The sequence below is a fragment of the Haemophilus seminalis genome, assembly GCF_006384255.1.
GTDB classification, from domain to species: Bacteria; Pseudomonadota; Gammaproteobacteria; order Enterobacterales; family Pasteurellaceae; genus Haemophilus; species Haemophilus seminalis.
Map to the genome: position 1 here is coordinate 404,950 of NZ_VCED01000001.1, position 21,202 is coordinate 426,151.

Annotated in this window: 18 protein-coding genes, 5 tRNA genes and 1 pseudogene; 17 read left to right on the top strand and 7 right to left on the bottom strand. The window is 39.5% G+C overall.

All coding sequences use genetic code 11. The features are described from left to right. Positions 1-110 precede the first annotated feature (110 nt). The 4 genes from FE813_RS02090 to FE813_RS02105 all read left to right on the top strand — a co-directional run bounded on the left by FE813_RS02090 (position 111) and on the right by FE813_RS02105 (position 502). Positions 111-187, top strand: a tRNA-Met gene (locus FE813_RS02090). A 5-nt stretch (positions 188-192) separates the two neighbouring features. Continuing rightward, positions 193-277 (top strand) — tRNA-Leu (locus FE813_RS02095). 28 nt (positions 278-305) lie between these two features. Then, positions 306-380, top strand: a tRNA-Gln gene (locus FE813_RS02100). Positions 381-427: 47 nt separating this feature from the next. Then, a tRNA-Gln gene (locus FE813_RS02105) sits at positions 428-502 on the top strand. Between the two features lie 320 nt (positions 503-822). Here the strand turns inward: FE813_RS02105 and pgi are convergent. The 4 genes from pgi to pyk all read right to left on the bottom strand — a co-directional run bounded on the left by pgi (position 823) and on the right by pyk (position 6,655). After that, the gene (gene pgi, locus FE813_RS02110) at positions 823-2,472 is read right to left on the bottom strand and encodes a glucose-6-phosphate isomerase (RefSeq protein ID WP_139989282.1); all 1,650 of its coding nucleotides are present in this window, start codon (positions 2,470-2,472) and stop codon (positions 823-825) included. Between the two features lie 106 nt (positions 2,473-2,578). After that, complete coding sequence (alr, locus tag FE813_RS02115; protein ID WP_139989283.1) at positions 2,579-3,661, bottom strand: alanine racemase; 1,083 nt, start codon at positions 3,659-3,661, stop codon at positions 2,579-2,581. A gap of 9 nt (positions 3,662-3,670) precedes the next feature. Further along, complete coding sequence (locus FE813_RS02120; RefSeq protein WP_258038567.1) at positions 3,671-5,086, bottom strand: replicative DNA helicase; 1,416 nt, start codon at positions 5,084-5,086, stop codon at positions 3,671-3,673. Between the two features lie 132 nt (positions 5,087-5,218). Beyond that, positions 5,219-6,655 carry a pyruvate kinase gene (pyk, locus tag FE813_RS02125; RefSeq protein ID WP_005638033.1) on the bottom strand — a complete coding sequence of 479 codons (1,437 nt, stop codon included), beginning with the start codon at positions 6,653-6,655 and terminating at the stop codon, positions 5,219-5,221. 229 nt (positions 6,656-6,884) lie between these two features. On the opposite strand from pyk, the gene FE813_RS02130 reads away from it, so the two are divergent. Next, positions 6,885-6,961, top strand: a tRNA-Val gene (locus FE813_RS02130). Positions 6,962-7,098: 137 nt separating this feature from the next. On the opposite strand, the gene FE813_RS02135 is transcribed toward FE813_RS02130, so the two are convergent. Further along, positions 7,099-7,503 (bottom strand): Z-ring associated ZapG family protein, encoded by a 405-nt coding sequence (locus FE813_RS02135; RefSeq protein WP_139989285.1) that lies wholly within the window; start codon positions 7,501-7,503, stop codon positions 7,099-7,101. A gap of 30 nt (positions 7,504-7,533) precedes the next feature. Further along, the gene (locus tag FE813_RS02140) at positions 7,534-7,884 is read right to left on the bottom strand and encodes a RidA family protein (protein ID WP_139989286.1); all 351 of its coding nucleotides are present in this window, start codon (positions 7,882-7,884) and stop codon (positions 7,534-7,536) included. Positions 7,885-7,995: 111 nt separating this feature from the next. Between FE813_RS02140 and FE813_RS02145 the strand changes: the two genes are divergently transcribed. Together FE813_RS02145 and FE813_RS02150 are read left to right on the top strand one after the other, a co-directional pair. After that, on the top strand, positions 7,996-8,712 hold the full coding sequence (locus FE813_RS02145) for a YwiC-like family protein (RefSeq protein ID WP_053465502.1): 717 nt from the start codon (positions 7,996-7,998) through the stop codon (positions 8,710-8,712). Further along, on the top strand, positions 8,713-9,255 hold the full coding sequence (locus tag FE813_RS02150) for a tetratricopeptide repeat protein (protein ID WP_180978662.1): 543 nt from the start codon (positions 8,713-8,715) through the stop codon (positions 9,253-9,255). Between the two features lie 13 nt (positions 9,256-9,268). Here FE813_RS02150 and FE813_RS02155 read toward each other — a convergent pair whose 3' ends face one another. Further along, complete coding sequence (locus tag FE813_RS02155) at positions 9,269-9,676, bottom strand: Cd(II)/Pb(II)-responsive transcriptional regulator (RefSeq protein WP_118800364.1); 408 nt, start codon at positions 9,674-9,676, stop codon at positions 9,269-9,271. A gap of 89 nt (positions 9,677-9,765) precedes the next feature. Between FE813_RS02155 and FE813_RS02160 the strand changes: the two genes are divergently transcribed. The 10 genes and pseudogenes from FE813_RS02160 to FE813_RS02205 all read left to right on the top strand — a co-directional run. Next, positions 9,766-10,449, top strand: a complete 684-nt coding sequence (locus tag FE813_RS02160) for a DUF4198 domain-containing protein (RefSeq protein ID WP_139989287.1) — start codon at positions 9,766-9,768, stop codon at positions 10,447-10,449. A gap of 12 nt (positions 10,450-10,461) precedes the next feature. Continuing rightward, positions 10,462-10,947 carry an HI_1622 family ECF transport-associated protein gene (locus FE813_RS02165; protein ID WP_005632431.1) on the top strand — a complete coding sequence of 162 codons (486 nt, stop codon included), beginning with the start codon at positions 10,462-10,464 and terminating at the stop codon, positions 10,945-10,947. Next, positions 10,947-11,567: a cobalt transporter CbiM gene (gene cbiM / locus FE813_RS02170; protein WP_139989288.1), complete on the top strand. Its 621-nt coding sequence runs from the start codon at positions 10,947-10,949 to the stop codon at positions 11,565-11,567. The genes FE813_RS02165 and cbiM overlap by 1 nt, the downstream gene beginning before the upstream one ends. Then, positions 11,567-12,199, top strand: coding sequence for an energy-coupling factor transporter transmembrane component T family protein (locus FE813_RS02175; RefSeq protein WP_139989289.1), 633 nt, complete (start codon positions 11,567-11,569; stop codon positions 12,197-12,199). Before cbiM ends, FE813_RS02175 begins: the two co-directional genes overlap by 1 nt. Before the next feature lies 1 nt (position 12,200). After that, positions 12,201-12,818 carry an energy-coupling factor ABC transporter ATP-binding protein gene (locus FE813_RS02180; RefSeq protein ID WP_139989290.1) on the top strand — a complete coding sequence of 206 codons (618 nt, stop codon included), beginning with the start codon at positions 12,201-12,203 and terminating at the stop codon, positions 12,816-12,818. 147 nt (positions 12,819-12,965) lie between these two features. Next, positions 12,966-13,775 (top strand): hydrogenase nickel incorporation protein HypB, encoded by an 810-nt coding sequence (hypB, locus tag FE813_RS02185; protein ID WP_139989291.1) that lies wholly within the window; start codon positions 12,966-12,968, stop codon positions 13,773-13,775. A gap of 3 nt (positions 13,776-13,778) precedes the next feature. Beyond that, on the top strand, positions 13,779-14,891 hold the full coding sequence (gene hypD / locus FE813_RS02190) for a hydrogenase formation protein HypD (RefSeq protein ID WP_139989292.1): 1,113 nt from the start codon (positions 13,779-13,781) through the stop codon (positions 14,889-14,891). Position 14,892: 1 nt separating this feature from the next. Then, entirely contained in the window at positions 14,893-15,906 is a 1,014-nt protein-coding gene (gene hypE, locus FE813_RS02195) for a hydrogenase expression/formation protein HypE (RefSeq protein WP_139989293.1), read from the top strand. A 385-nt stretch (positions 15,907-16,291) separates the two neighbouring features. Next, positions 16,292-17,260, top strand: coding sequence for an ESPR-type extended signal peptide-containing protein (locus tag FE813_RS02200; protein WP_139989294.1), 969 nt, complete (start codon positions 16,292-16,294; stop codon positions 17,258-17,260). Further along, positions 17,170-21,202 (top strand): annotated as a pseudogene (locus FE813_RS02205) (hypothetical protein); the annotation flags it as partial. The gene FE813_RS02200 and the pseudogene FE813_RS02205, both read left to right, overlap by 91 nt.

Sequence of the window (21,202 nt, forward strand, 5' to 3'; positions counted from 1 at the left end):
TCAAATAAACATAGAAACACAAATTTTTTCAAAAAAGTATTTGACGAGTATCGGCAAAATCAGCATAATACGCCCCGCAAAGCCGATATGGTTAGGCAAATTAAGGTAATGGCTACATAGCTCAGTTGGTTAGAGCACAACACTCATAATGTTGGGGTCGCAAGTTCGAATCTCGCTGTAGCCACCAGATTTGCGGGACTGGCGAAATTGGTAGACGCACCAGATTTAGGTTCTGGCGCCGAGAGGTGTGTGGGTTCAAGTCCCTCGTCCCGCACCATTTATCGCTTTGTAAGTCAAATAGTAGTTGGGGTATCGCCAAGCGGTAAGGCACCGGGTTTTGATCTCGGCATCCCTAGGTTCGAATCCTAGTACCCCAGCCATACTATCAAATAAAATCTTCTTTATATCTAATCAAAGATTTCTCTGTTGGGGTATCGCCAAGCGGTAAGGCACCGGGTTTTGATCTCGGCATCCCTAGGTTCGAATCCTAGTACCCCAGCCATACTTTTCAGTTCTTAATAATATTTAGCCTGTATTTTACATTCTATGTCAATTGCAAGCGTTATCCTGTTGTTTATAGAATAAATATGATTATTTTTTAAGGAAGGTAGAATGGGTTGATGCTTGAATTATAAGCAAAACGACCGCTTTTTTATATTGGGATATTTTGCTTGATGTTGTAACTTACATTTAGTTTTTAATTATAAAAAACTCTTCAAAATAATCAATGTACTTAAGATACGATAAAAATTGAATAATCTGCACTTAAAAATCTGATTATCTATCAGTAATTAGAGTGCAGATTATTTATATATTAAAAAACTAACGCCATGCTTTAAATTGATTGATTAACCCATTGGTTGAGCTATCATGACTTGCTACTTTTTCAGAATCTGTTAATTCAGGAAGAATTCTGTTTGCAAGTTGTTTGCCTAATTCTACCCCCCATTGATCGAAGCTAAAGATATTAAAAATCACACCTTGTACGAAGATTTTATGTTCATACATAGCAATTAATGCCCCCAAGGTAAATGGCGTGATTTTTTGAACTAGAATCGAATTGGTTGGCTTATTACCCGTAAATACTTTAAATGGAATGATATTTTTTACATCATCCAAAGATTTACCCGCTTTTACAAATTCAGCCTCGACTTCCTCTTTTGTTTTTCCGAATGCCAATGCTTCTGTTTGTGCGAAGAAGTTAGAAAGCAATTTATTATGATGATCCGCCAATGGATTGTGGCTTTGGGCCGGTGCGATAAAATCACAAGGAATTAAAGTGGTGCCTTGGTGAATTAATTGATAGAACGCATGTTGTCCGTTTGTACCTGGTTCTCCCCAAATAATCGGGCCAGTTTGGTAATGATTAATGACATTGCCATCACGATCCACATATTTACCATTTGATTCCATATTACCTTGTTGGAAATAAGCTGCAAAGCGATGTAAATATTGATCATAAGGTAAGATCGCTTCTGTTTGTGCACCAAGGAAATTAGTATTCCATAGGCCAATTAATGCTAAGGTGGTTGGAATATTTTTTTCAATTGGAGTAGAGCGGAAATGTTTATCCATTTCATGCGCGCCATTCAACAACTCTTCAAAGTTTTCAAAGCCAATTGATAGTGCAATTGAAAGACCAATAGCTGACCATAAAGAGTAACGGCCGCCAACCCAATCCCAAAATTCAAACATGTTATTGGTATCAATACCAAATTTTTCTACATCTTTAGCATTGGTTGATAATGCTGCAAAATGTTTTGCAACGGCACTTTCATCTTTCGTAGCTTTCAGTAACCAATCACGCGCGCTTTGTGCATTTGTCATGGTTTCTTGAGTGGTAAAAGTTTTCGATGCCACTAAGAAAAGCGTGGTTTCTGGATTGACTTTTTTTAAGGTCTCTGCAATGTGTGTGCCATCGACATTTGAAACAAAGTGCATATTTAGGTGATTTTTATATGGGCGAAGCGCTTCGGTTACCATATAAGGGCCTAAATCAGAGCCACCAATACCAATATTCACAACATCAGTAATTGCTTTGCCTGTATAGCCTTTCCATTCACCAGAAATAATACGCTGACAGAAATCTTTCATTTTAGCTAGCACAGCATTGACTTCAGGCATAACATCTTTACCATCAACAAGCACTGGGGTATTAGCGCGATTGCGAAGTGCGGTATGTAGTACAGCACGATTTTCAGTACGATTGATTTTTTCACCGGTAAACATAGCTTCTTTTGCGCTATCAAGAGCGCATTCTTGAGCAAGTTGGCGAAGATGTGAAAGGGTGGTTTGATTGATGTTGTTTTTAGAAAAATCTACAAGAATTTGGTTATTGAATGTTAAAGAATAATCATCAAAACGATTTTTTTCTTGTTTAAATAAATCTTGGATGCTGGTGTTTGACAATTCAGCTTTATGAGCTTCAAGAGATTTCCACGCATGGGTGTGAGTCGGGTTAATGTTTTTCATGGTATTTCCTTTCATTAAAAATAATCAAAATTTTAACCGCACTTTCTGGGGTTTTTATTAAATAGGGAATGAATCCCTCTCTTCAGAAAATGCAGTGATTAACAGATTAATCAACATATTCAGTTATAACACGCGGCGTTAATTTTGTAATTAGCTCATAGCTTAAAATTCCTGTGAATTTAGCTACGGTTTCAATAGGTAATTCCTTACCCCATAGAATGACTTCATCACCTACTTGATCTTGGCTATCAGGTCCTAAATCAACGGTTAACATATCCATTGAAACCCTTCCTACGATTGGCACGATACGACCATTCAAATAAACAGGCGTGCCTTCAGGAACATCGCGAGGATACCCATCGCCATAGCCAATAGCCACAACGCCGATTTTTGTATCATGTGAACTTGTCCAAATGCCACCGTACCCAACTGGTTCACCTTGTTTATGGTTGCGAACAGCAATCAATGATGAAGTTAAATTCATCACTGGTGTTAAACCAAACTCAGCACCGACGGTATCAGTTGGTGAAATGCCATACATAATAATACCAGGGCGGATACATTCCAGATGAGATTCAGGCCAGAAAAGAATGCCGCCTGACGCTGCAATAGTACGTTCACCTTGTTTATCTTTTGTAGCGGATAAAAAACGATTTATTTGAAGTCGGGTGTAATCTGATTCTAATTCATCAGCGCGGCTGAAATGGCTGACAAAGCCCAAGCGCGGTTGAATATATGGAAGTTTTTTAAGTTCATTATAGAAAAAATCGACTTCATCTAATGCAACACCTAAACGATGCATGCCTGTGTCTATTTTTAACCAAACTTTAATTGGGCTTGGTAAATTCGCACGTTTTAGTGCTTCCAATTGTTCACGATTATGTATGATAGTTTCGATATTATTGACCGCTAAGACGGGCAAATCTTGTTCATTAAAAAAGCCTTCAAGCAATAAAATTGGTTTAGTAATACCATTTGAACGTAATGCCAAAGCCTCTTCTAAACGAGCCACGCCAAAGCAATCTACATTTTGTTCTAAAGTTGATGCGACAAACACAACGCCGTGACCATAGGCGTTTGCTTTAACCACAGCGATGATTTTACTATTTGGTGCTTTTTGTTTAATTATTTCTAAATTTTGTTTTAAGGCGTGCGAGCTAATTTTCGCTGTCGCCGGTTTTACATTCATTGTTATTCCTTAATAATCATCATGATATTCACGTTGTTCGGCGAGATTGTCGAAGCGTGAGAATTGTCCATTAAATTTTAACCGCACTCGACCAATCGGGCCGTTACGCTGTTTACCGATAATAATTTCTGCAATCCCTTTATCTTCGGAATTATCGTTATAGACTTCATCTCGGTAAATAAACATAATCAAGTCTGCATCTTGTTCAATGGAGCCTGATTCACGTAAATCTGAGTTTACAGGGCGTTTGTCTGCACGTTGTTCTAAAGTACGATTTAACTGAGAAAGGGCGACCACAGGCACTTGTAATTCTTTAGCGAGCGCTTTGAGGGAACGAGAAATTTCCGCTATTTCTAGTGTTCGGTTATCTGAAAATGCTGGTGCGCGCATTAATTGCAAATAATCCACCATAATCATACTTAATCCACCATTTTCACGATAAACTCGGCGTGCACGGGAACGAACATCAGTAGGCGTTAGGCCTGAAGAGTCATCGATATAAAGATTATTTTTTTGCTTGAACATCCCAACTACGCTGGCAATTTTGTTCCACTCGATTTCATCTAAATTTTGGCCTGTTCGAATTTTAGTTTGATCAACACGAGCAAGCGATGCGATCATACGCATCATAATTTGTTCTGCTGGCATTTCTAAACTAAATACTAAAACGGGTTTTTCACTTGCCATTGCGGCATTTTCGCAAAGGTTCATGGCGAAAGTGGTTTTACCCATTGACGGACGTGCCGCAACGATAATTAAGTCAGAAGGCTGTAAACCTGCCGTTTTTTTATCAAGATCAGTGAAACCGGTCGTAATGCCCGTTACGCCAGAATGATTTTCAAGTTTGCTCAAAATATCGATTTTTTCAATAGTACTTTCCAGCACATTGATCACATTTTGTGGGCCTTCGCTAGAAGTTGTTCGTTTTTCTGCAATCGCAAACACTTCACGCTCTGCCTCATCAAGAATTAACTTGATGTCTTGCCCTTTGGGAGAATAGCTATTTTCAGCAATACGATTTCCTACCGAAATAAGTTCTCGTAATATGGCTTTTTCTCTCACAATATCCGCATAAGCCAAGATATTAATCGCGTTTGGCGTATTATTGGAAAGCTCTGCTAGATAGGCAAATCCACCCACTTCATCGCTTACACCACGGCTTCTTAAGGCTTGATCTAGCGTAATTAAATCAATAGGCGATTGATTACGCATTAGATGTTCCATTTCTGTAAAAATCAGACGATGCTGAAAAGTATAAAAATCGTCGGCAATCACACGTTCAGCAATGCCATCCCAATGTTGATTGCTCAGCATGATGCCACCCAATACGGCTTGTTCAGCCTCAAGTGAGTGTGGTGGAATACTTATTTGTGCCGTTTTTTTGTCAGAAGATTTGATTTGAGGTTGTGATGCCATAGGACTTATTTCGATACTAGAATGTCGTCTATGATACCGCAAATATCTATTGGGTTTAAGTGAAAAGTGCGGTGAAAAAAGGAAATAAAAAACGGTGGAAAAATCCACCGCTCTTTCAGTTGAACGTATTTAGATTGTTGATTATTCAACAATTAATGTACGACATACGTTGGTTTGTGTCGCACCTTGACCACCGTGAGTAACAAGCACTAAATCACCAGTAGATAAGTAACCTTTTTCTTTTAATGATTGGAGTGCTGCTTTTGCACTGGTTTCTGTGCGGCTATCTTCATTATGATAAACTGGAGTTACGCCACGGTATAGTGCACAAAGGTTTAAGGTTTCTTGATTGCGAGATAAAGCAAAGATAGGTAAGCCAGAGCTAATGCGTGACATTAATAATGGAGTACGGCCTGTGCTAGTTAAAGTGACAATCGCTGCAACACCTTTCATGTGGTTTGCTGCATACATTGCAGACATAGCAACAGATTCTTCAATGGTTTCAAATTCTTTATCCATACGGTGACGAGAAACGTTAATGCTTGGCATTTTTTCTGCACCTAAACATACGCCGGCCATTGCTGCTACTGTTTCAGAAGGATATTGACCAGCAGCTGTTTCTGCAGAAAGCATAACTGCATCAGTACCATCTAATACTGCGTTTGCAACGTCCATTACTTCAGCACGAGTTGGCATTGGATTGCTAATCATTGATTCCATCATTTGAGTCGCTGTAATTACAGCACGATTTAATTGACGTGAACGACGGATTAATTTTTTCTGTACACCGACTAATTCAGGATCGCCGATTTCTACACCTAAGTCACCACGTGCAACCATGATGACATCAGATGCTAAAATGATATCGTCCATTGCTTCATCAGTAGCCACTGTTTCTGCACGTTCAACTTTAGCAACGATTTTTGCATTTAAACCAGCTTGTTGGGCAAGTTCACGCGCATAATTTAGGTCAGCGCTTGAACGAGGGAAAGAAACAGCTAAGAAATCAACGCCAATACGTGCAGCGGTAATAATGTCTGCTTTATCTTTTTCTGTTAATGCATCAGCAGATAAACCTCCGCCTAGTTTGTTGATACCTTTATTATTTGATAATGGACCACCAACAGTAACTTCAGTGAAAACTTTTGCACCATCAGTTGATAATACTTTTAATTGAACACGGCCGTCATCTAATAAAAGAATGTCGCCAGGAACAACATCTTGTGGAAGGGTTTTATAGTCTAGACCAACAGATTCTTGTGTGCCTTCACCTTTTGGTAACTCTGCATCAAGAATGAATTTGTCACCAATGTTTAAGAAAATTTTACCATCTTTAAAGGTAGAAACACGAATTTTAGGACCTTGTAAATCACCTAAGATTGCCACAGTTTTACCTAATTTTTTCGCAATAGAACGTACACGTTCAGCACGTTCAATATGGTCATCAGGTGTACCGTGAGAGAAGTTCATACGAACTACGTTAGCGCCCGCTGCGATAATTTTTTCAAGATTGTTATCACGGTCAGTTGATGGGCCCATAGTACATACAATCTTCGTTCTTCTTAGTCTTCTAGACATTATTTACTCCGTCAATAATTACAAAATTTTAAAGATACTATTTTTACTTGGCTATATATTAGCCAGACGAAAAATCGGTGCGCATTATACGCTTAAAAATTTGGGAAATCAAAAACGGCCCGGTTATTTAAGGCAATACTGTTTACTTTTTTGTCAGTTATATCGGGTTTTAAGAAAAATACTTGTTTTCAGATTAAAAATATCTATAATTCCTAGCACTTTATGCAGTGCGACTATAGCTCAGTTGGTTAGAGCACCACCTTGACATGGTGGGGGTCACTGGTTCGAGTCCAGCTAGTCGCACCATCTAACCCTTTCATAACCCCGCGAAACTAATCGCGGGGTTTTGTTTTATCTAGGTTTTATAAGTGTTATAAGAGAACAATAAATTGTTCCTATATAAAAACGGCTAAAAACATTTCTATTTTTAGCCGCACTTTTTTTTAATTTTCTTCTTTATTTTCTTTAAATAAGCCTGATGCGCCCTCAGAATAATCTCTAGGTTGTTCATCTTGAGATTTATCTGTTGCAGTAATTAACTGTTGGGTGAATAAACCTTTGTGATCTTTTTCGCCCAGTAAATTATTGGAGGAGGTTGCGTAGTGGCGATAAAGTTTTTGATAATCGTTAATTAAGGTTTTGAATAACTCAGCACTTTCTGCGAAATGTTTTTCGATTTGCGCTTTTTGTGTATCAAGTTGGGTTTTAACTGTTTTTAATTCAGCTTCTGTTTTAGCTTGATGTTTTACGGAGCCTTTGGTTAAACGCACGGCAATGTAACCAATAAATAATCCAACAATAAAAGCGATACCAATCGCTACCCAAATTTCATTTGTCCAATTTTCCATAATATTCTCCTGTTTATTCGGCTTAAAAAACTAACAGGTTGCAATAATAACAATTTCAACTTTCCAACGAGGATCCGCTAATTTAGCTTCGACTGTCGCTCGACTTGGTGGGCTAACACGATCGACCCATTCATCCCAAGCTTGATTGAATTGTGCATAATCTTGCATATCTGCCAAGAAAATTTGCGCAGTTAAAATATTGCTTTTATTGGAGCCAATTTCTGCTAACAATTTATCAATTAAACCTAATACTTCTTTGGTTTGTTCGTAGGTATTTTGCTCGATGGTTAATTCTGGAACTTGCCCTGCAAAATAGGCGAGGTTGTTATGAATTGAAACTTCACTTAAACGTGTGCTGGGTAAAATGCGTTGAATTGTCATAGGGTTCTCCTTTGGGGTATTTTTTTCTATTCTAAATAGCGTTTACCACTTTGTAAAATCCTCTTTACTAGGCTAGAATACCCGATAATTATTCTCAATTATTTAATCATTATGAAACTGCTTATCTCTAATCAGCATGGCGCTATTGTTATGGCATTGGTGCCTTTTATTTACGGCATGTTACTTGCTAATCCTGTATGGGCGCATGTATTTTTACTATTAGGATGGTTTTCGCTTTATTTGATGACGTATCCTTTTTTGAATTTGTTTAAAGGTAAAAATCTTGAGTTATACAAAAAATGGTCTGTGATTTATTTTGCTGCCGCTGTGATTTTTGCGATTCCCGCGTTAATTTATAATTGGCAAGTACTGTATTTTATGTTTGCCATGTTGCCGTTTGTCGCGGTAAACATTTATTTCACCAAGAAAAAAGATGAGCGTAACTTATGGAATGACTTGGCGGGGATCTTAATTTTTGCTCTAGCTGGAATGGGATCTTATTATTTTTCTGACCGCACTTTTGATGAAAAAATACTTTGGGTGGCGATTTACCCAACATTATTTTTTATTGGAACAACACTTTATGTGAAATCTATGATGCGTGAGCGAAAAAATCCACGTTATTTTTGGGCGTCAGTGATTTTTCACTTATTATGTGTGCTGATTTTTGTGGTTTCGCAACAATTTATTTTAGCATTAGCTTTTGTTCCCGGATTGGTGAGAGCGGTTTATCTGCCCACTAAAAAGCTCTCTGTTATGCAAGTTGGACTAACCGAATTTGCGATCACTGCTGTGTTTTTTATTTTACTTTTAATAGCAACTTTATAAATGAAACTGAAGTTATTTTTTCATACAGTATTATTTTCTTTTAGTTTGCCTATTTGGGCAATGAAAACGGTTGATGTTACAGCAAGTTCGAAAATGAATGATCAAGCAAGAATGAATTTGGCACAAGACTTTGCCAATAAACAGCAATGGATCTCTGTTTTCGATATCATGTATCCGATGGCGTTAGAAGGAAACATAACCGCTCAAAGCAATCTAGGAATGTTATATAATCTTGGGCGTGGCACGGTGAGAGACTACGAAAAGGCTTATTGGTGGTTTAGCGAAGCGGCAGAGAAGGGCAGCGTGAAAGGGCTAAATAACCTTGGCGTTATGTATCTACGTGGCGATTACGTCAAACAAAATACAGAACAAGCCATTAAGCTTTTTGAACGTACAGCTCGCGCTAAAGACACGGATGCGATGATGATGTTAAGTAATATTTATCGCTCACAAAACCAACCTGAAAAATCATTGGAATGGCTGAAGAAAGCCGCTGAATTAGGCAATAAGGAAGCGAAACAGCGTTTATCTAGTCAGCCATAATCTAAAAGTGCGGTTATTTTAATCGCACAAATTTCACGCCACTGTGTTGCAATAGCAATTTCATTGGATCTTCATCATTCGAGACTGTTTTTTCACGTAATTCAATTAATTTCATCCGCAAATGGGCGAGTTCATGAATTCTTGTTGCCACCTCTTTAATATGTTTGTCTAACACACGATTTATTTCTTCTGCTTGTTGTTTTGAAGCATTTTCTAAATTCAGTAGGGTTTTTATTTCACTTAATGAAATATCTAGATTTCGGCAGTTACAAATAAATGATAAACGTTGTAAGTGTTCTTCATTATATTGCCGAAAATTGCCTGAAGTGCGTTTTGGGGGCGGGATTAAACCTTGTTGTTCATAATAACGAATGGTTTCTACGGTACAGCCTAGGGCTTTAGCAAGTGCTCCAATTTTCATTAATCACCTAAAAAAATAACTTGACTCTAAAGTTACTTCATATTTTATCATGCGTTCAGATTTTCTTAAATAAACAAGGAGCATCCAAAATGGAATTAAAAAAAATCGCAGTGGGATTAACCGCACTTTTAGGTATGTCTGTTGCTAACGCTCACAATGTTTGGCTTGAACCTGCTTCAGCTAAAGGTGAATACGTGGTGAAATTTGGACATGAACAAACTGAAACCTATCCAGAATCTAAACTTAAATCTATCCAAGCCTTAAATTCTCAAGGAAAATTAACCTCAGTTGACTATCAATTCAGAAATGGCGAAGCCTATCTTATGCCTAAATCAGATTTAGTATTCGTTCATTTCGATAATGGTGTATGGTCAAAATTACCAAGCGGTAAATACGTTGAAAAAACAAAACGTGAAGAACCAACAGCAGAATTTAGTACCAATCCTGTTAAATTTGGTAAAGCGATTTTGAAATGGGATGCTGAATCTTTCAAATCTCATCAACAAGCTTACGAATTGATTCCTCAAGAAAAAGCACAAGCGAACAAACCACTTTCTATCCTTGTGTTACATAATGGTAAACCAGTTCAAGGCATTAAAGTGGGTGTGAGTGAAGATGCGCCGTTCAATTTAACTAATGAAAAAGGTATTGCTCAATTTACGCCAACTAAAGGCTTCAATAAAGTATGGGCAGAGTTTGAGGAAAACGTAACAAATAATGCGGATTACGATCGTCGCTCTGTAGAATATATGTTAACTTTTGATGCGCAATAATATGGATTTGGGATGAAGAAAATTGTTTTTTTAACCGCACTTTTTGCGGCTTGCTATCTCCCGAATGCTTATGCCCATGCGCTTTATGTGTTTGCCCAATATGATGGGCAAACACTCTCTGGCAAATCCTATTATTCTGATATGACCCCAGCAGCTGAAACTTATTTAGAAGTTTTCCGCTCAGGCGTTTCTGATCCCGTTTTAACTGGAAAAACTGACCGTCAAGGCGCATTTAAGCTTTCCATTGCTGATGTGCCACATACAACTTTAAAAGTTGTAGTAGAAGGCGATGAAGGACACCGTGCGTCAGTTGTTGCCGCTCACACATCTGCCGAAAATCAAAGCGGTGCAGATTTAATGCTGCTTCGTGAAGATATTGCGCATTTAAAAGATAAAATTTATTTGCATGATATTTTAGGCGGAATTGGTTATATCGTTGGTATTGCTGGACTTATTGCTTTACGTAATGCGCGTAAAATTAAACAAGGACGTATTTAATGCATTTATCTGAAGGCGTGTTACATACGCCTATTTTATTAGCTGGTGCGGTGCTTGCTGTTGCTGGCATTGCCGTGGGGTTGCGTCGTTTAGAATCAGAACGTTTACCGCTCACCGCACTTTTTGCGGCAGCATTTTTTGTGGCTGGAACCATTCATGTGCCCGTAGGGATTGGTAGCGTTCATTTAATTTTAAATGGCATGGCTGGTTTATTTCTAGGGTGGGCTGTATTTCCTGCGTTTCTCATCGCACTTTTATTGCAAGTCATCTTCTTTTCTTTCGGCGGATTTGCAGTGTTAGGCGTCAATCTTTGTGTGATGGCAACGCCAGCGGTGATCGCTCATTATCTTTTCCGTTCTCGTTTACAACCGCACATGGCTTTAAAAGATCGCTTATTAGTCGGTATTGGAGCTGGCGTAATTGGCGTTGGCGGAGCAGGCGCGCTTGCTTCTTTTGTGCTGATGTTAGATGGTGGTAAAAGTTATCTGAATCTTGTTTGGCTCTTGCTAGTCTCTCATATTCCGGTATTTATTTTGGATAGTATTATCAGCGTAGGGGTGATTACCTTACTTGGTAAAATGTATCCTGAAGTCATGAATCGTACCGAGAATGTCACTTAATGAAAATTCATCGCTTATTTCAACCGCACTTTAGGTTGATTTATCTGTTTATCTGGGGGCTAATCATTAGTGGATTGAGTGATCTCACTTGGCTTATCCCCCTTAATGCTCTTGCAGTTTCTCTATTTTTTATTTCACTGCAGTTCAGTCAAAAATCTTTTTTGCCCTATCTTAAACGTTGGTTTGCTTTAATCATTTTTATTGTTTTAATGTGGGCGACATTAAGTTGGAAAATTGGCGAAAATGGCATTGAACTCAATTTTCAAGGTATAGAATTAGCAGAAAAATTGAGTTTACGTACTCATTTATTGTTGATTTCGCTTTGGCTTTTTTTGTGGAATATTAATGATGCGGTGCTTGTTCAAGCCATTGGTAAATTGCCTTTGCCAGAAAAATTAATTCAACTTTTTGTGCTGACCGTACGTTACATTGCACTGCTTGGCGAATTGCGTCAAAAAATGGATATTGCTATGCGAGCTCGTGGATTTCGTCCTGGGCTTAATCGCCGAACCCTTTATGTAACGGCTCAAAGTGTCGCTTTATTATTGATTCATGCCCTGTTGAAAGCTGAAACGGCGCAAATGGCTTTAAAATGTCGTGGTTTTCAGTTCGGCAAAAAGAGAGAAAAATAACATGTTAGCTGTAAATAATCTTTGTATAGAACGCAATGGTAGAGCGATTATTCAAGATTTGAGTTTTACCTTGGAAGGTCAAAAACGCCTTTTCGTACAAGGGGAAATTGGATCAGGAAAAACCACTTTACTGCTTGCTTTGTTGGGATTTGTTCCTGTAACCAAAGGGGAAATTAAACTATTTGGCCAAGTTTGTCGTGAAGAAAAGGATTTTGCGCCGTTTCGTGGCACGATTGGAATTTGCTTTCAAAATGCCGATGATCAACTTTTTGGCCCAACAGTGTTGGATGATATTGCCTTTGGACCATTAAACCAAAACATGTCTAGAGAGCAGGCGTATCATATTGCAGAGCAGCAATTAGAACGTCTTGGTATCACACGTTTAAAAGATCGTATGGTGCATACCTTATCTGGTGGTGAGAAAAATTTCACCGCACTTGCAGGTGTCTTAGCGATGCAGCCAAAAATCTTATTATTAGATGAACCCACCAATGGATTAGATCGAAAAAACACTGAAAAATTGACCGCACTTTTACGTGAACTTTCCTTACCCATTTTGATTTCATCCCATCATCATGGATTTATTAACGAATTAGCCACAGAAATTATCAGTTTATGATCTTCATCAAAAAGCCGAATTTTGATTGTGCTATGCTTGTTGCAAATTTGTTGACAAAGCTCAGGGCTTTGAGTTTTTTAGACCTTATTTCTATGGAAAGTCAGTTTGAAAACTCAGCCCAAATAAGCACATTAAAACGGAGGATTTATGTGTACAACCTGTGGCTGCGGACATCCAGAGCAAGTCCGTATTGGTGAATTGCCTCATACACATGATGATCAAGGAAGTCATCAATCAGGTACGCCAAATTTTTCACATTCAGCATTTCATTTCAATAAACCAGTCGATGCAGACGATACTCAAAAACGTTTGTTAAAAATTGAACAAGATGTTCTCGGAAAAAATAATCAACTCGCGGACCAAAACCGAGCATTCTTTACTAAACAACATATTTTAGCTTTAAATCTTGTATCGAGTCCGGGTTCAGGCAAAACCACCCTTTTAACGACGACGCTAAATGCCCTCAAAAATGACCGCACTTGTTATGTCATTGAAGGCGATCAACAAACTGAAAATGATGCAGATCGTATTCGTGCTACTGGTGTGCCAGCTATTCAAGTAAATACAGGCAAAGGTTGTCATTTAGATGCACAAATGATTAGTGAAGCTATGGTGAAATTAAGACCACAAGCTGACAGCATTATGTTTATCGAAAATGTAGGAAATCTCGTTTGTCCATCTGAATTTGATCTTGGTGAAAAAGCGAAAGTAGTGATTTTATCAGTGACAGAAGGCGAAGATAAACCGCTTAAATACCCGCATATGTTTGCCGCATCAAGTTTAATGATTTTAAATAAAGTGGATTTATTACCTTATTTGAAATTTGATGTAGAACAATGTATTGCCAATGCAAAACGTGTGAATCCAAATATTGAAGTGATTCAACTTTCTGCTACCACTGAACAAGGTCTTAGCGAGTGGTTAAATTGGCTAGAACAACAACGTAAACAAGGATAATCGATGCGATTTGTTGATGAATTTCGCGATCCTGAACTTGCCCGTAGTTTAGTGGCGCAACTTGAAAAATTGATGGAAAAAATGCCGCACTTTACGGCGCAGAATCCGTTGTATTTAATGGAAGTATGTGGCGGGCATACCCATACGATTTTTAAATTTGGATTGGATCGGCTATTGCCAAAAAGTATTGAATTTATTCATGGTCCGGGGTGCCCAGTCTGTGTGCTTCCGATGGGGCGTATTGATGTTTGTATTGAAATTGCGCTCAAACCAGATGTCATTTTCTGTACTTTTGGAGATGCAATGCGGGTGAAAGGTCGCAAAGGTTCGCTCTTAGAAGCAAAAGCGAAAGGCGCAGATGTTCGCATTGTGTATTCACCTTTGGATGCATTGAATATTGCACAAAATAATCCGAATAAAAAAGTCGTCTTTTTTTCCTTAGGATTTGAAACGACAATGCCGAGTACAGCAGTGACGCTTCAGCAAGCCAAAAAACTAGGAACAAAAAATTTCTGGATTGTTTGCCAAAACATCACCATTATTCCAACCTTACATAGCTTGCTGGCACAAGATCAAGTCAAAATTGATGGTTTTCTTGCGCCAGGGCATGTGAGTATGGTGATTGGTTCATCGCCTTATCAAGGGATTGTCGATAAATATCACAAACCTTTTGTGATTACAGGTTTTGAACCTTTAGATATTTTGCAGGCGATTGTGATGTTAGTGCAGCAATTTGTTGATGGCCGTTGTGAAATCGAAAATCAATATAAACGTATTGTTGATGATCACGGAAATGCTATAGCCCAACGTTCAATGCAAGAAGTATTCCAGCTTAAAGCAAGCAGTGAATGGCGTGGCTTGGGGGAAATTGAACAATCAGGCGTGGAATTGACGGAGGCTTATCGTGAATTTGATGCCGAAATTTATTTCCAAAGCCAAGCGCAAAAGGTGGCGGATGATCCCAATTCTCGTTGTGGTGATGTCTTGACTGGGCGTTGTAAACCATCTGATTGCCCATTATTTAGCACAGGTTGTAATCCTGATAATGCTTATGGCGCATTAATGGTTTCTTCCGAAGGTGCATGTGCAGCCTATTATCAATATCGGAGAGAATAAAATGAGTGAATTTATTACTATGGCGCACGGCAATGGCGGTGCAGCCATGCAAAAATTGATTCAAGATTATTTTGTTGAAGCCTTTGCTAATCCTATTTTGGCGCAAGGGGAAGATCAGGCAAGAATTCCATTAACCGAATTAGCAAAGCAAGGCGAAACACTGTCATTTAGCACGGATAGTTTTGTCATTGATCCCATTTTTTTCCCTGGTGGTAACATCGGGAAATTAGCAGTGTGCGGCACGGCAAATGATGTGGCGGTGTGCGGGGCGATACCAAAATATTTATCCTGTGGCTTTATTTTGGAAGAAGGATTGCCACTTGCGGATCTTAAAGCAATTATTCAATCAATGGCAGAAACCGCAAAAGCGGCAGGCATTCAGGTTGTTACTGGCGATACAAAAGTGGTACAGAAAGGGGCTGTGGATAAGATTTTTATCAATACCAGTGGAATTGGTGTTATTCCTCAAAATTTGGATTGGGGCGTTCATAAAATTCAAGCAGGAGATAAAATCATTGTGAGTGGCACCATTGGGGATCATGGCGCAACAATCTTAAATTTACGTGAAAAATTGGGAATCCAAACGGATCTTCACAGTGATTGTGCGGTGCTTTATCCACTAATTGAAAATTTACGCGGAGTAGATGGTGTGAAAGCAGTTCGAGATGCGACCCGTGGTGGTGTCAATGCTGTTTTGCATGAATTTGCACAGGCGCAACAGCTAGGCATGAATATTGATGAACAAGCCTTGCCAATTCGCCAAGAAGTGCGGGGAATTTGTGAATTACTTGGTCTTGAAGCATTAAACTTCGCGAATGAAGGGAAATTGGTTATTGTTGCCTCCGCTGAAAAAACACCAGAAATTTTGACCGCACTTCGTCGTCATCCATTAGGTGAAAATGCGGCTGTGATTGGTGAAGTGACAACCGATAAAAAAGTGCGTTTAGTGGGCATTTTTGGACAAAGTCGATTATTAGATTTACCAACAAATGAACCTCTACCGAGAATTTGTTAGTAATGAGATAAAATGCCCCGCAACTAACTCGCAACTAAAATGTTGAATAGTTAAATCAAGGGCGGAGTTCTGTAATCTATAGAGCTTTGTCCTGACTTCTTTTCCTCATAAAACTCCCCTAAAACTCCCCTAAAACTCCCCTAAAACTCCCCTAAAACTCCCCTAAAACTCACCGCACTTTTGCTTGTTTCTTGCGTAAAAAAAGCAAACGTTTGCCCTCATTTCTCATTACACTTGATAAATGTAAATTATCGTAAAGATTGTATTTTTAAATTGAATTTCATGACTAAATCTGTATAATTTTTCCACTTTATTTACGCCCAAGTTTTTTTATTAATTGAATAAGAGATTAAGGGTATTTTTGAACATCGTTAGAGAGACATTTATGAATAAAATCTTCCGTATCGTTTGGAGCCAAGCAACTCAATCTTGGGTGGTTGTTTCAGAATTAACCAAAGCACATAAAAAACAAAGTTCATCAAATGCACAAAAAAGTGCGGTCAAATTTTCAGGCAATTTTATTAAATCTTCAGCTATCGCCTTGACGCTATTAAGTGGCCATTCGGCTTATGCAGCTGTTGCAGCGAATCCAGCCGGTGAAGGTTCTGATAACAATGTTGCTGTGGGTCAAGAATCTAAGGCTACTCAGATCAATGCAGTAGCGGTAGGTAGAAAAGCACAAGCCACAGGAGATAGTGCAATTGCCCTAGGTTTTCAATCTAAATCTACTGGTAACTGGTCAGTTGCTATTGGGTTAGATACTAATGCAAGTAATAAGCAAGCAGTGGCAGTAGGTTCTAAAAGTCAAGCAACTGGTGAGAATTCCATTGCTATCGGTAATGCTGCAAAGGCATCGAATGAATCTAGTGTTGCCTTAGGTAGTAGTGTAGAATCAACGAATAAATACACCACAGCGGTCGGCGGAAAAGCTTTTGCGACTCAAGAAGGAGCTACAGCTTTAGGATATGGGGCTAGAGCTACTGCTACAAATACAATTGCTATAGGTAATTTAGCGAAAGCAGAAAAAGTAGGAGTCATAGCATTAGGCTCGACAGCAGCTGCAACTGGAGACGATACAGTAGCAATCGGTAACTCAGCAACTGCCAAAAAAATGGGGATATCATTCTTGGTAAGGACGCAAAAAGCCGCGACCAAGGTAATGGACGTAGTATTGCTATCGGTCAAAGGGCAACTGCGGGTAGCAGTAGAAGTAACTTCGAGACAAATGATCAAAGTACAGGACTACGAGCTGATGACGGTAGTGTGGCTATTGGTACGAATGCCTATACAGGACTTAATAAAAATAGTACTGCCGTTAACAATTCAGTCGCACTCGGTGCCGGCGCGGGTGTAGGCTATCGCTCTGTGGATACTGATGGAAAACCTCTTGGCGTTGGTACGGATGCGGATGATAACGATACGGTGTTGGTGAAAGCTTTTGGAGGTACTACCAGCACATTAGATTATTTTAAAAATGCAGGAGCTGCCAGCCAGGATAAATTCTTCTCATTCCAAGGCGTAGATATTAATGAAGGTACAGCTTTAGGTCGTAATACCCGTGCTATGGGTGACCAATCGGTAGCCATTGGTGCGCAATCTGTAGCAGGTCAAGGCTCTATCGTTATCGGTGGTAATGATATTCAAGCCTATGACGGAAAGAAATATTTTAAAGCTGCGGACCCGAATAGTGCAGATGCCAGAAGTGTTAATGATTTTAATGCGGCAGTCACTCCAGGTACAGGAAAAAGGAACCCAACAGATAAAACAGAGTCGGAGCTTACTATTTCTGAAAAATATAAGGAACTAGTAGGCGCAGGATTAGATCGTTCCTATCGTGCTAGCTACGGTCAAGATGGGTCTACGGTTATCGGTATGCAGGCCCACTCTACTACTCCATTAGGCGTGGCGATTGGTACAAACTCTATCGTTAGAAAAGGTGCCTTTGGTGCGACAGCCATTGGTTCCGGCGCGTCTATCTTGGCAAATGCGGAGGCAGCGGTCGCTATCGGTATGGGCGCGGAAGCTCAGGGTAATTATGCCGTAGCTACCGGTACGGCTGCTCGTGCTAAAGAATCTGCGGTAGCTGCTGGTTATCAAGCAAATGCTGACAAATCTGCGGTAGCTGTCGGTGATCATTCTAATGCGACAACTTCTTCTGTTGCAGTCGGTCAGTTAGCACAAGCAACGAAAGAGGCAGATATTGCAGTTGGTCAAGGCGCGAAAGCATCAGGTGAACAAGGTGCGATTGCCATGGGCTTGGGCACACAGGCGCAAGGTGACTCCTCTATTATGATTGGTGGCTCGGAAATCAATAAAGTCGCTGCACAAACTGTGAAGTATCAAAAAGAGAAAAAAGATGCGCAAGGTCGTGCGGTCATCAAATCCACTAAAAAAACAGAGACCATAGGTGGAGAACAAATAGAACGTACTATTCGATCCGTAGAAATGGAAGATGCATCAGGTTCGATTCAAAATGCCTATATGGAATTAACGAACGGACGAACACTTGATACAGCGAGATTGGATTATTCATTAGCAGCTAATAAAAATGGCCATGGTTCTATTTCCATGGGGATTCATTCCTTATCTACTGGTGATTTAGGTACGGCTATTGGTACTGGGGCACGTGTTACCAAATTAGGTGGCGTAGCATTAGGTACTGGTGCAATTTCTGAATTACAAAACGGTGTCGCTATTGGTACTGGTTCAAGAGCAGATGAAAACTCTAAAGGTACTCGTCAAACAGATATTTCCTATGATGAAGAAGGTCATATCGTTCCATTTGACAGTAAAAAGGTAGCTTATACATTCTATTGGGCAGGTGGCACGAATACTTCCGAAGGTGACGTAGTATCCTTTGGTACACCAGGGGCAGAACGTCAGTTGAAAAACGTTGCAGCGGGTCGTATTGCGGATGATTCCACAGATGCTATCAACGGTTCTCAGTTGAACTCCGTTACCAAACGTATGTCTAGTGGTTGGGCTGTAGAAGCTGAAAAAGATCACGGTAGTTCTGGGGTGTTGAAACTAAAAGGTACTGAAGCAACAGGACAAAGTGTCAACTACGCAACTGATGGTAAAAGTTCTACAAAAGGAGAGATTGGGACAGCCACAGGTCATGTAGATAAAGTTCGTCTTAACGATGAAGTAAAAATCCGTGTAGGCGATAACTTGGTATTAAATCAAGAAAATGCGACTAGAGATGCCTATGAAGATCCTGATAACCCTAATCGTAAAACAGGGACTCATGTTACTTCTAAATTCACATATTCTTTGAATCCAGTATTAAGTAACTTGACTAGTGCAGAGTTTAAAGGCACAGATGCAAATGCGCCGACCACCAAGCTGACTAATGAAGGTGTAACCATTACTCCAGAAACTTCTACAGGTAAGAATCCGATTTCATTAACTCAAAACGGTTTAAACAATGGTGGCAATGCGATTTCTAATGTGGCAGGTAATTTACCGAGCACTAAAAATAATGATGCTGCTGCAACAGACCCAAGTAATGCGACTAAATCTCAAGATGCCCCAACTTTAGGAAATACTGCAAATCAGGTAAATCCGACGAATGCAGCGACTGTATCTGATGTGTTGAATGCTGGTTGGAATATACAAGGTGATGGTACAGCTGTAGACTTCGTAAAACCATATGATACGGTTAACTTCATCAAAGGCGATGGCACATCTGTTACTGTGGAAAGCAAAGATGGTAAAACATCCACTGTAAAATACAGCGTAAACCTTGGCGATGGACTAGAAAAAGATAGTAACAATAATATTACTGTAAAAGCAACAGACAAATCTTTAACAGTAGATACTAACGGCGTTAAGGTTAACCCAGCTGATAAATCCTTAGAAGTAACTGATGCTGGTTTAAAGGTTAAAGCTGGAGACAAAACCTTAACTACCGATGAAAAGGGTTTAAAAGTAAATACTGGTGACATCGAATCTGTTACTACTGGTGCTAACCCTGGTACTGTGAAAGTAAAAGATGCTGACGCGGGCAAAATTGCTACGGTAGATTCTGTGGTAAGTGCTGTGAATAGTGCGGCTTTCACATTGAAAGCAAGTGCTAACGGTGGTACAAGAAACACAGGAAGTAGTGTTACTGAGACTGGTGAATCCATTAAAGCGGGCAGCACTGTAGAAATGATTGCTGGTAAAAACCTAGATGTAAAACATGATACAAGCGGTAAAATTACATTCGCTACAGTAGATAATCCATCTTTCAGCACTGTACAAGTAGGTGGCGACCAAGGTCCTAAACTAAATAAATCTGATGCGGGAGACCTTAAAGTATCTGGTTCTAATGGAACAGACCCAGTAAAAATTACGAATGTAGAAGCTGGAGACGTTAGTGCTACGTCTACGGATGCTATTAATGGTAGCCAATTCCATGGACTTGCTAAAAACAAAATTAAATTAGCAGGTAAAAATGGAGATGCAGCAGCAACTGAAACGACAGATCAAACGCTAGACCAAAAAGATGGTATTAAGTTTACGATTAAATCTAGCGATGGAACCTTGTTAGACGTAACTGCATCTGGAGATACCATCACATTAACTCCAAAAACTGGCAAGATTACGACAGGTACAGATGGAGTGCCAACAGCTAATATAACTGGTGGTAAATTAGTGACTGCTGATGAAGTAGTAAAAGCCTTAACAGAAATGGGGTGGAAAGCAACAGCAGATCAAGAAGGTACTGGTACAGTAGAAGGTAAGGCTGAAGAGTTAATCAAAGCGGGCAATAAGGTGACGTTCAAAGCAGGTAATAACCTTGCAGTAAAACAAGCAGGCCAAGACTTTATCTATTCCTTAAACCCAGTATTAAGTGGCTTAACAAGTGCTGAATTTAAAAACCAAGCTGGTGACAAGACTGTAATCAACAGTGATGGTGTGACAATTACACCTGTCACTACTGGTAAACAACCAGTATCCTTAACTAATAATGGCTTAAACAACGGTGGCAATGCGATTACCGACGTAGCTGGCAACCTTGACGGTGCGAAAACAGGTACAAATGCGCCGACAACTTCAGCAACAAAACCGACATTGGGAACTGCAGCTAATGAAGTTAACTCTAATAATGCTGCAACTGTAGGCGATGTATTGAACGCGGGCTGGAACTTGCAAGGAAATAACGCGGCAAAAGATTTTGTTACCGCTTATGACACCGTTAACTTTATTGACGGCGAAGGTACGAGTGTATCTGTTGAAAATACAGACAATAAAACCAGCAAAATCAAATACAGTGTAAACCTTGGCGATGGTTTAGAAAAAACCAACGACA

Coding starts and splice junctions, on each gene's coding strand:
- pgi (WP_139989282.1), bottom strand. CDS start 2,472: ATGAAAAACATTAACCCGACTCACACCCATGCGTGGAAATCTCTTGAA.
- alr (WP_139989283.1), bottom strand. CDS start 3,661: ATGAATGTAAAACCGGCGACAGCGAAAATTAGCTCGCACGCCTTAAAA.
- pyk (WP_005638033.1), bottom strand. CDS start 6,655: ATGTCTAGAAGACTAAGAAGAACGAAGATTGTATGTACTATGGGCCCA.
- FE813_RS02135 (WP_139989285.1), bottom strand. CDS start 7,503: ATGGAAAATTGGACAAATGAAATTTGGGTAGCGATTGGTATCGCTTTT.
- FE813_RS02140 (WP_139989286.1), bottom strand. CDS start 7,884: ATGACAATTCAACGCATTTTACCCAGCACACGTTTAAGTGAAGTTTCA.
- FE813_RS02145 (WP_053465502.1), top strand. CDS start 7,996: ATGAAACTGCTTATCTCTAATCAGCATGGCGCTATTGTTATGGCATTG.
- FE813_RS02150 (WP_180978662.1), top strand. CDS start 8,713: ATGAAACTGAAGTTATTTTTTCATACAGTATTATTTTCTTTTAGTTTG.
- FE813_RS02155 (WP_118800364.1), bottom strand. CDS start 9,676: ATGAAAATTGGAGCACTTGCTAAAGCCCTAGGCTGTACCGTAGAAACC.
- FE813_RS02160 (WP_139989287.1), top strand. CDS start 9,766: ATGGAATTAAAAAAAATCGCAGTGGGATTAACCGCACTTTTAGGTATG.
- FE813_RS02165 (WP_005632431.1), top strand. CDS start 10,462: ATGAAGAAAATTGTTTTTTTAACCGCACTTTTTGCGGCTTGCTATCTC.
- cbiM (WP_139989288.1), top strand. CDS start 10,947: ATGCATTTATCTGAAGGCGTGTTACATACGCCTATTTTATTAGCTGGT.
- FE813_RS02175 (WP_139989289.1), top strand. CDS start 11,567: ATGAAAATTCATCGCTTATTTCAACCGCACTTTAGGTTGATTTATCTG.
- FE813_RS02180 (WP_139989290.1), top strand. CDS start 12,201: ATGTTAGCTGTAAATAATCTTTGTATAGAACGCAATGGTAGAGCGATT.
- hypB (WP_139989291.1), top strand. CDS start 12,966: ATGTGTACAACCTGTGGCTGCGGACATCCAGAGCAAGTCCGTATTGGT.
- hypD (WP_139989292.1), top strand. CDS start 13,779: ATGCGATTTGTTGATGAATTTCGCGATCCTGAACTTGCCCGTAGTTTA.
- hypE (WP_139989293.1), top strand. CDS start 14,893: ATGAGTGAATTTATTACTATGGCGCACGGCAATGGCGGTGCAGCCATG.
- FE813_RS02200 (WP_139989294.1), top strand. CDS start 16,292: ATGAATAAAATCTTCCGTATCGTTTGGAGCCAAGCAACTCAATCTTGG.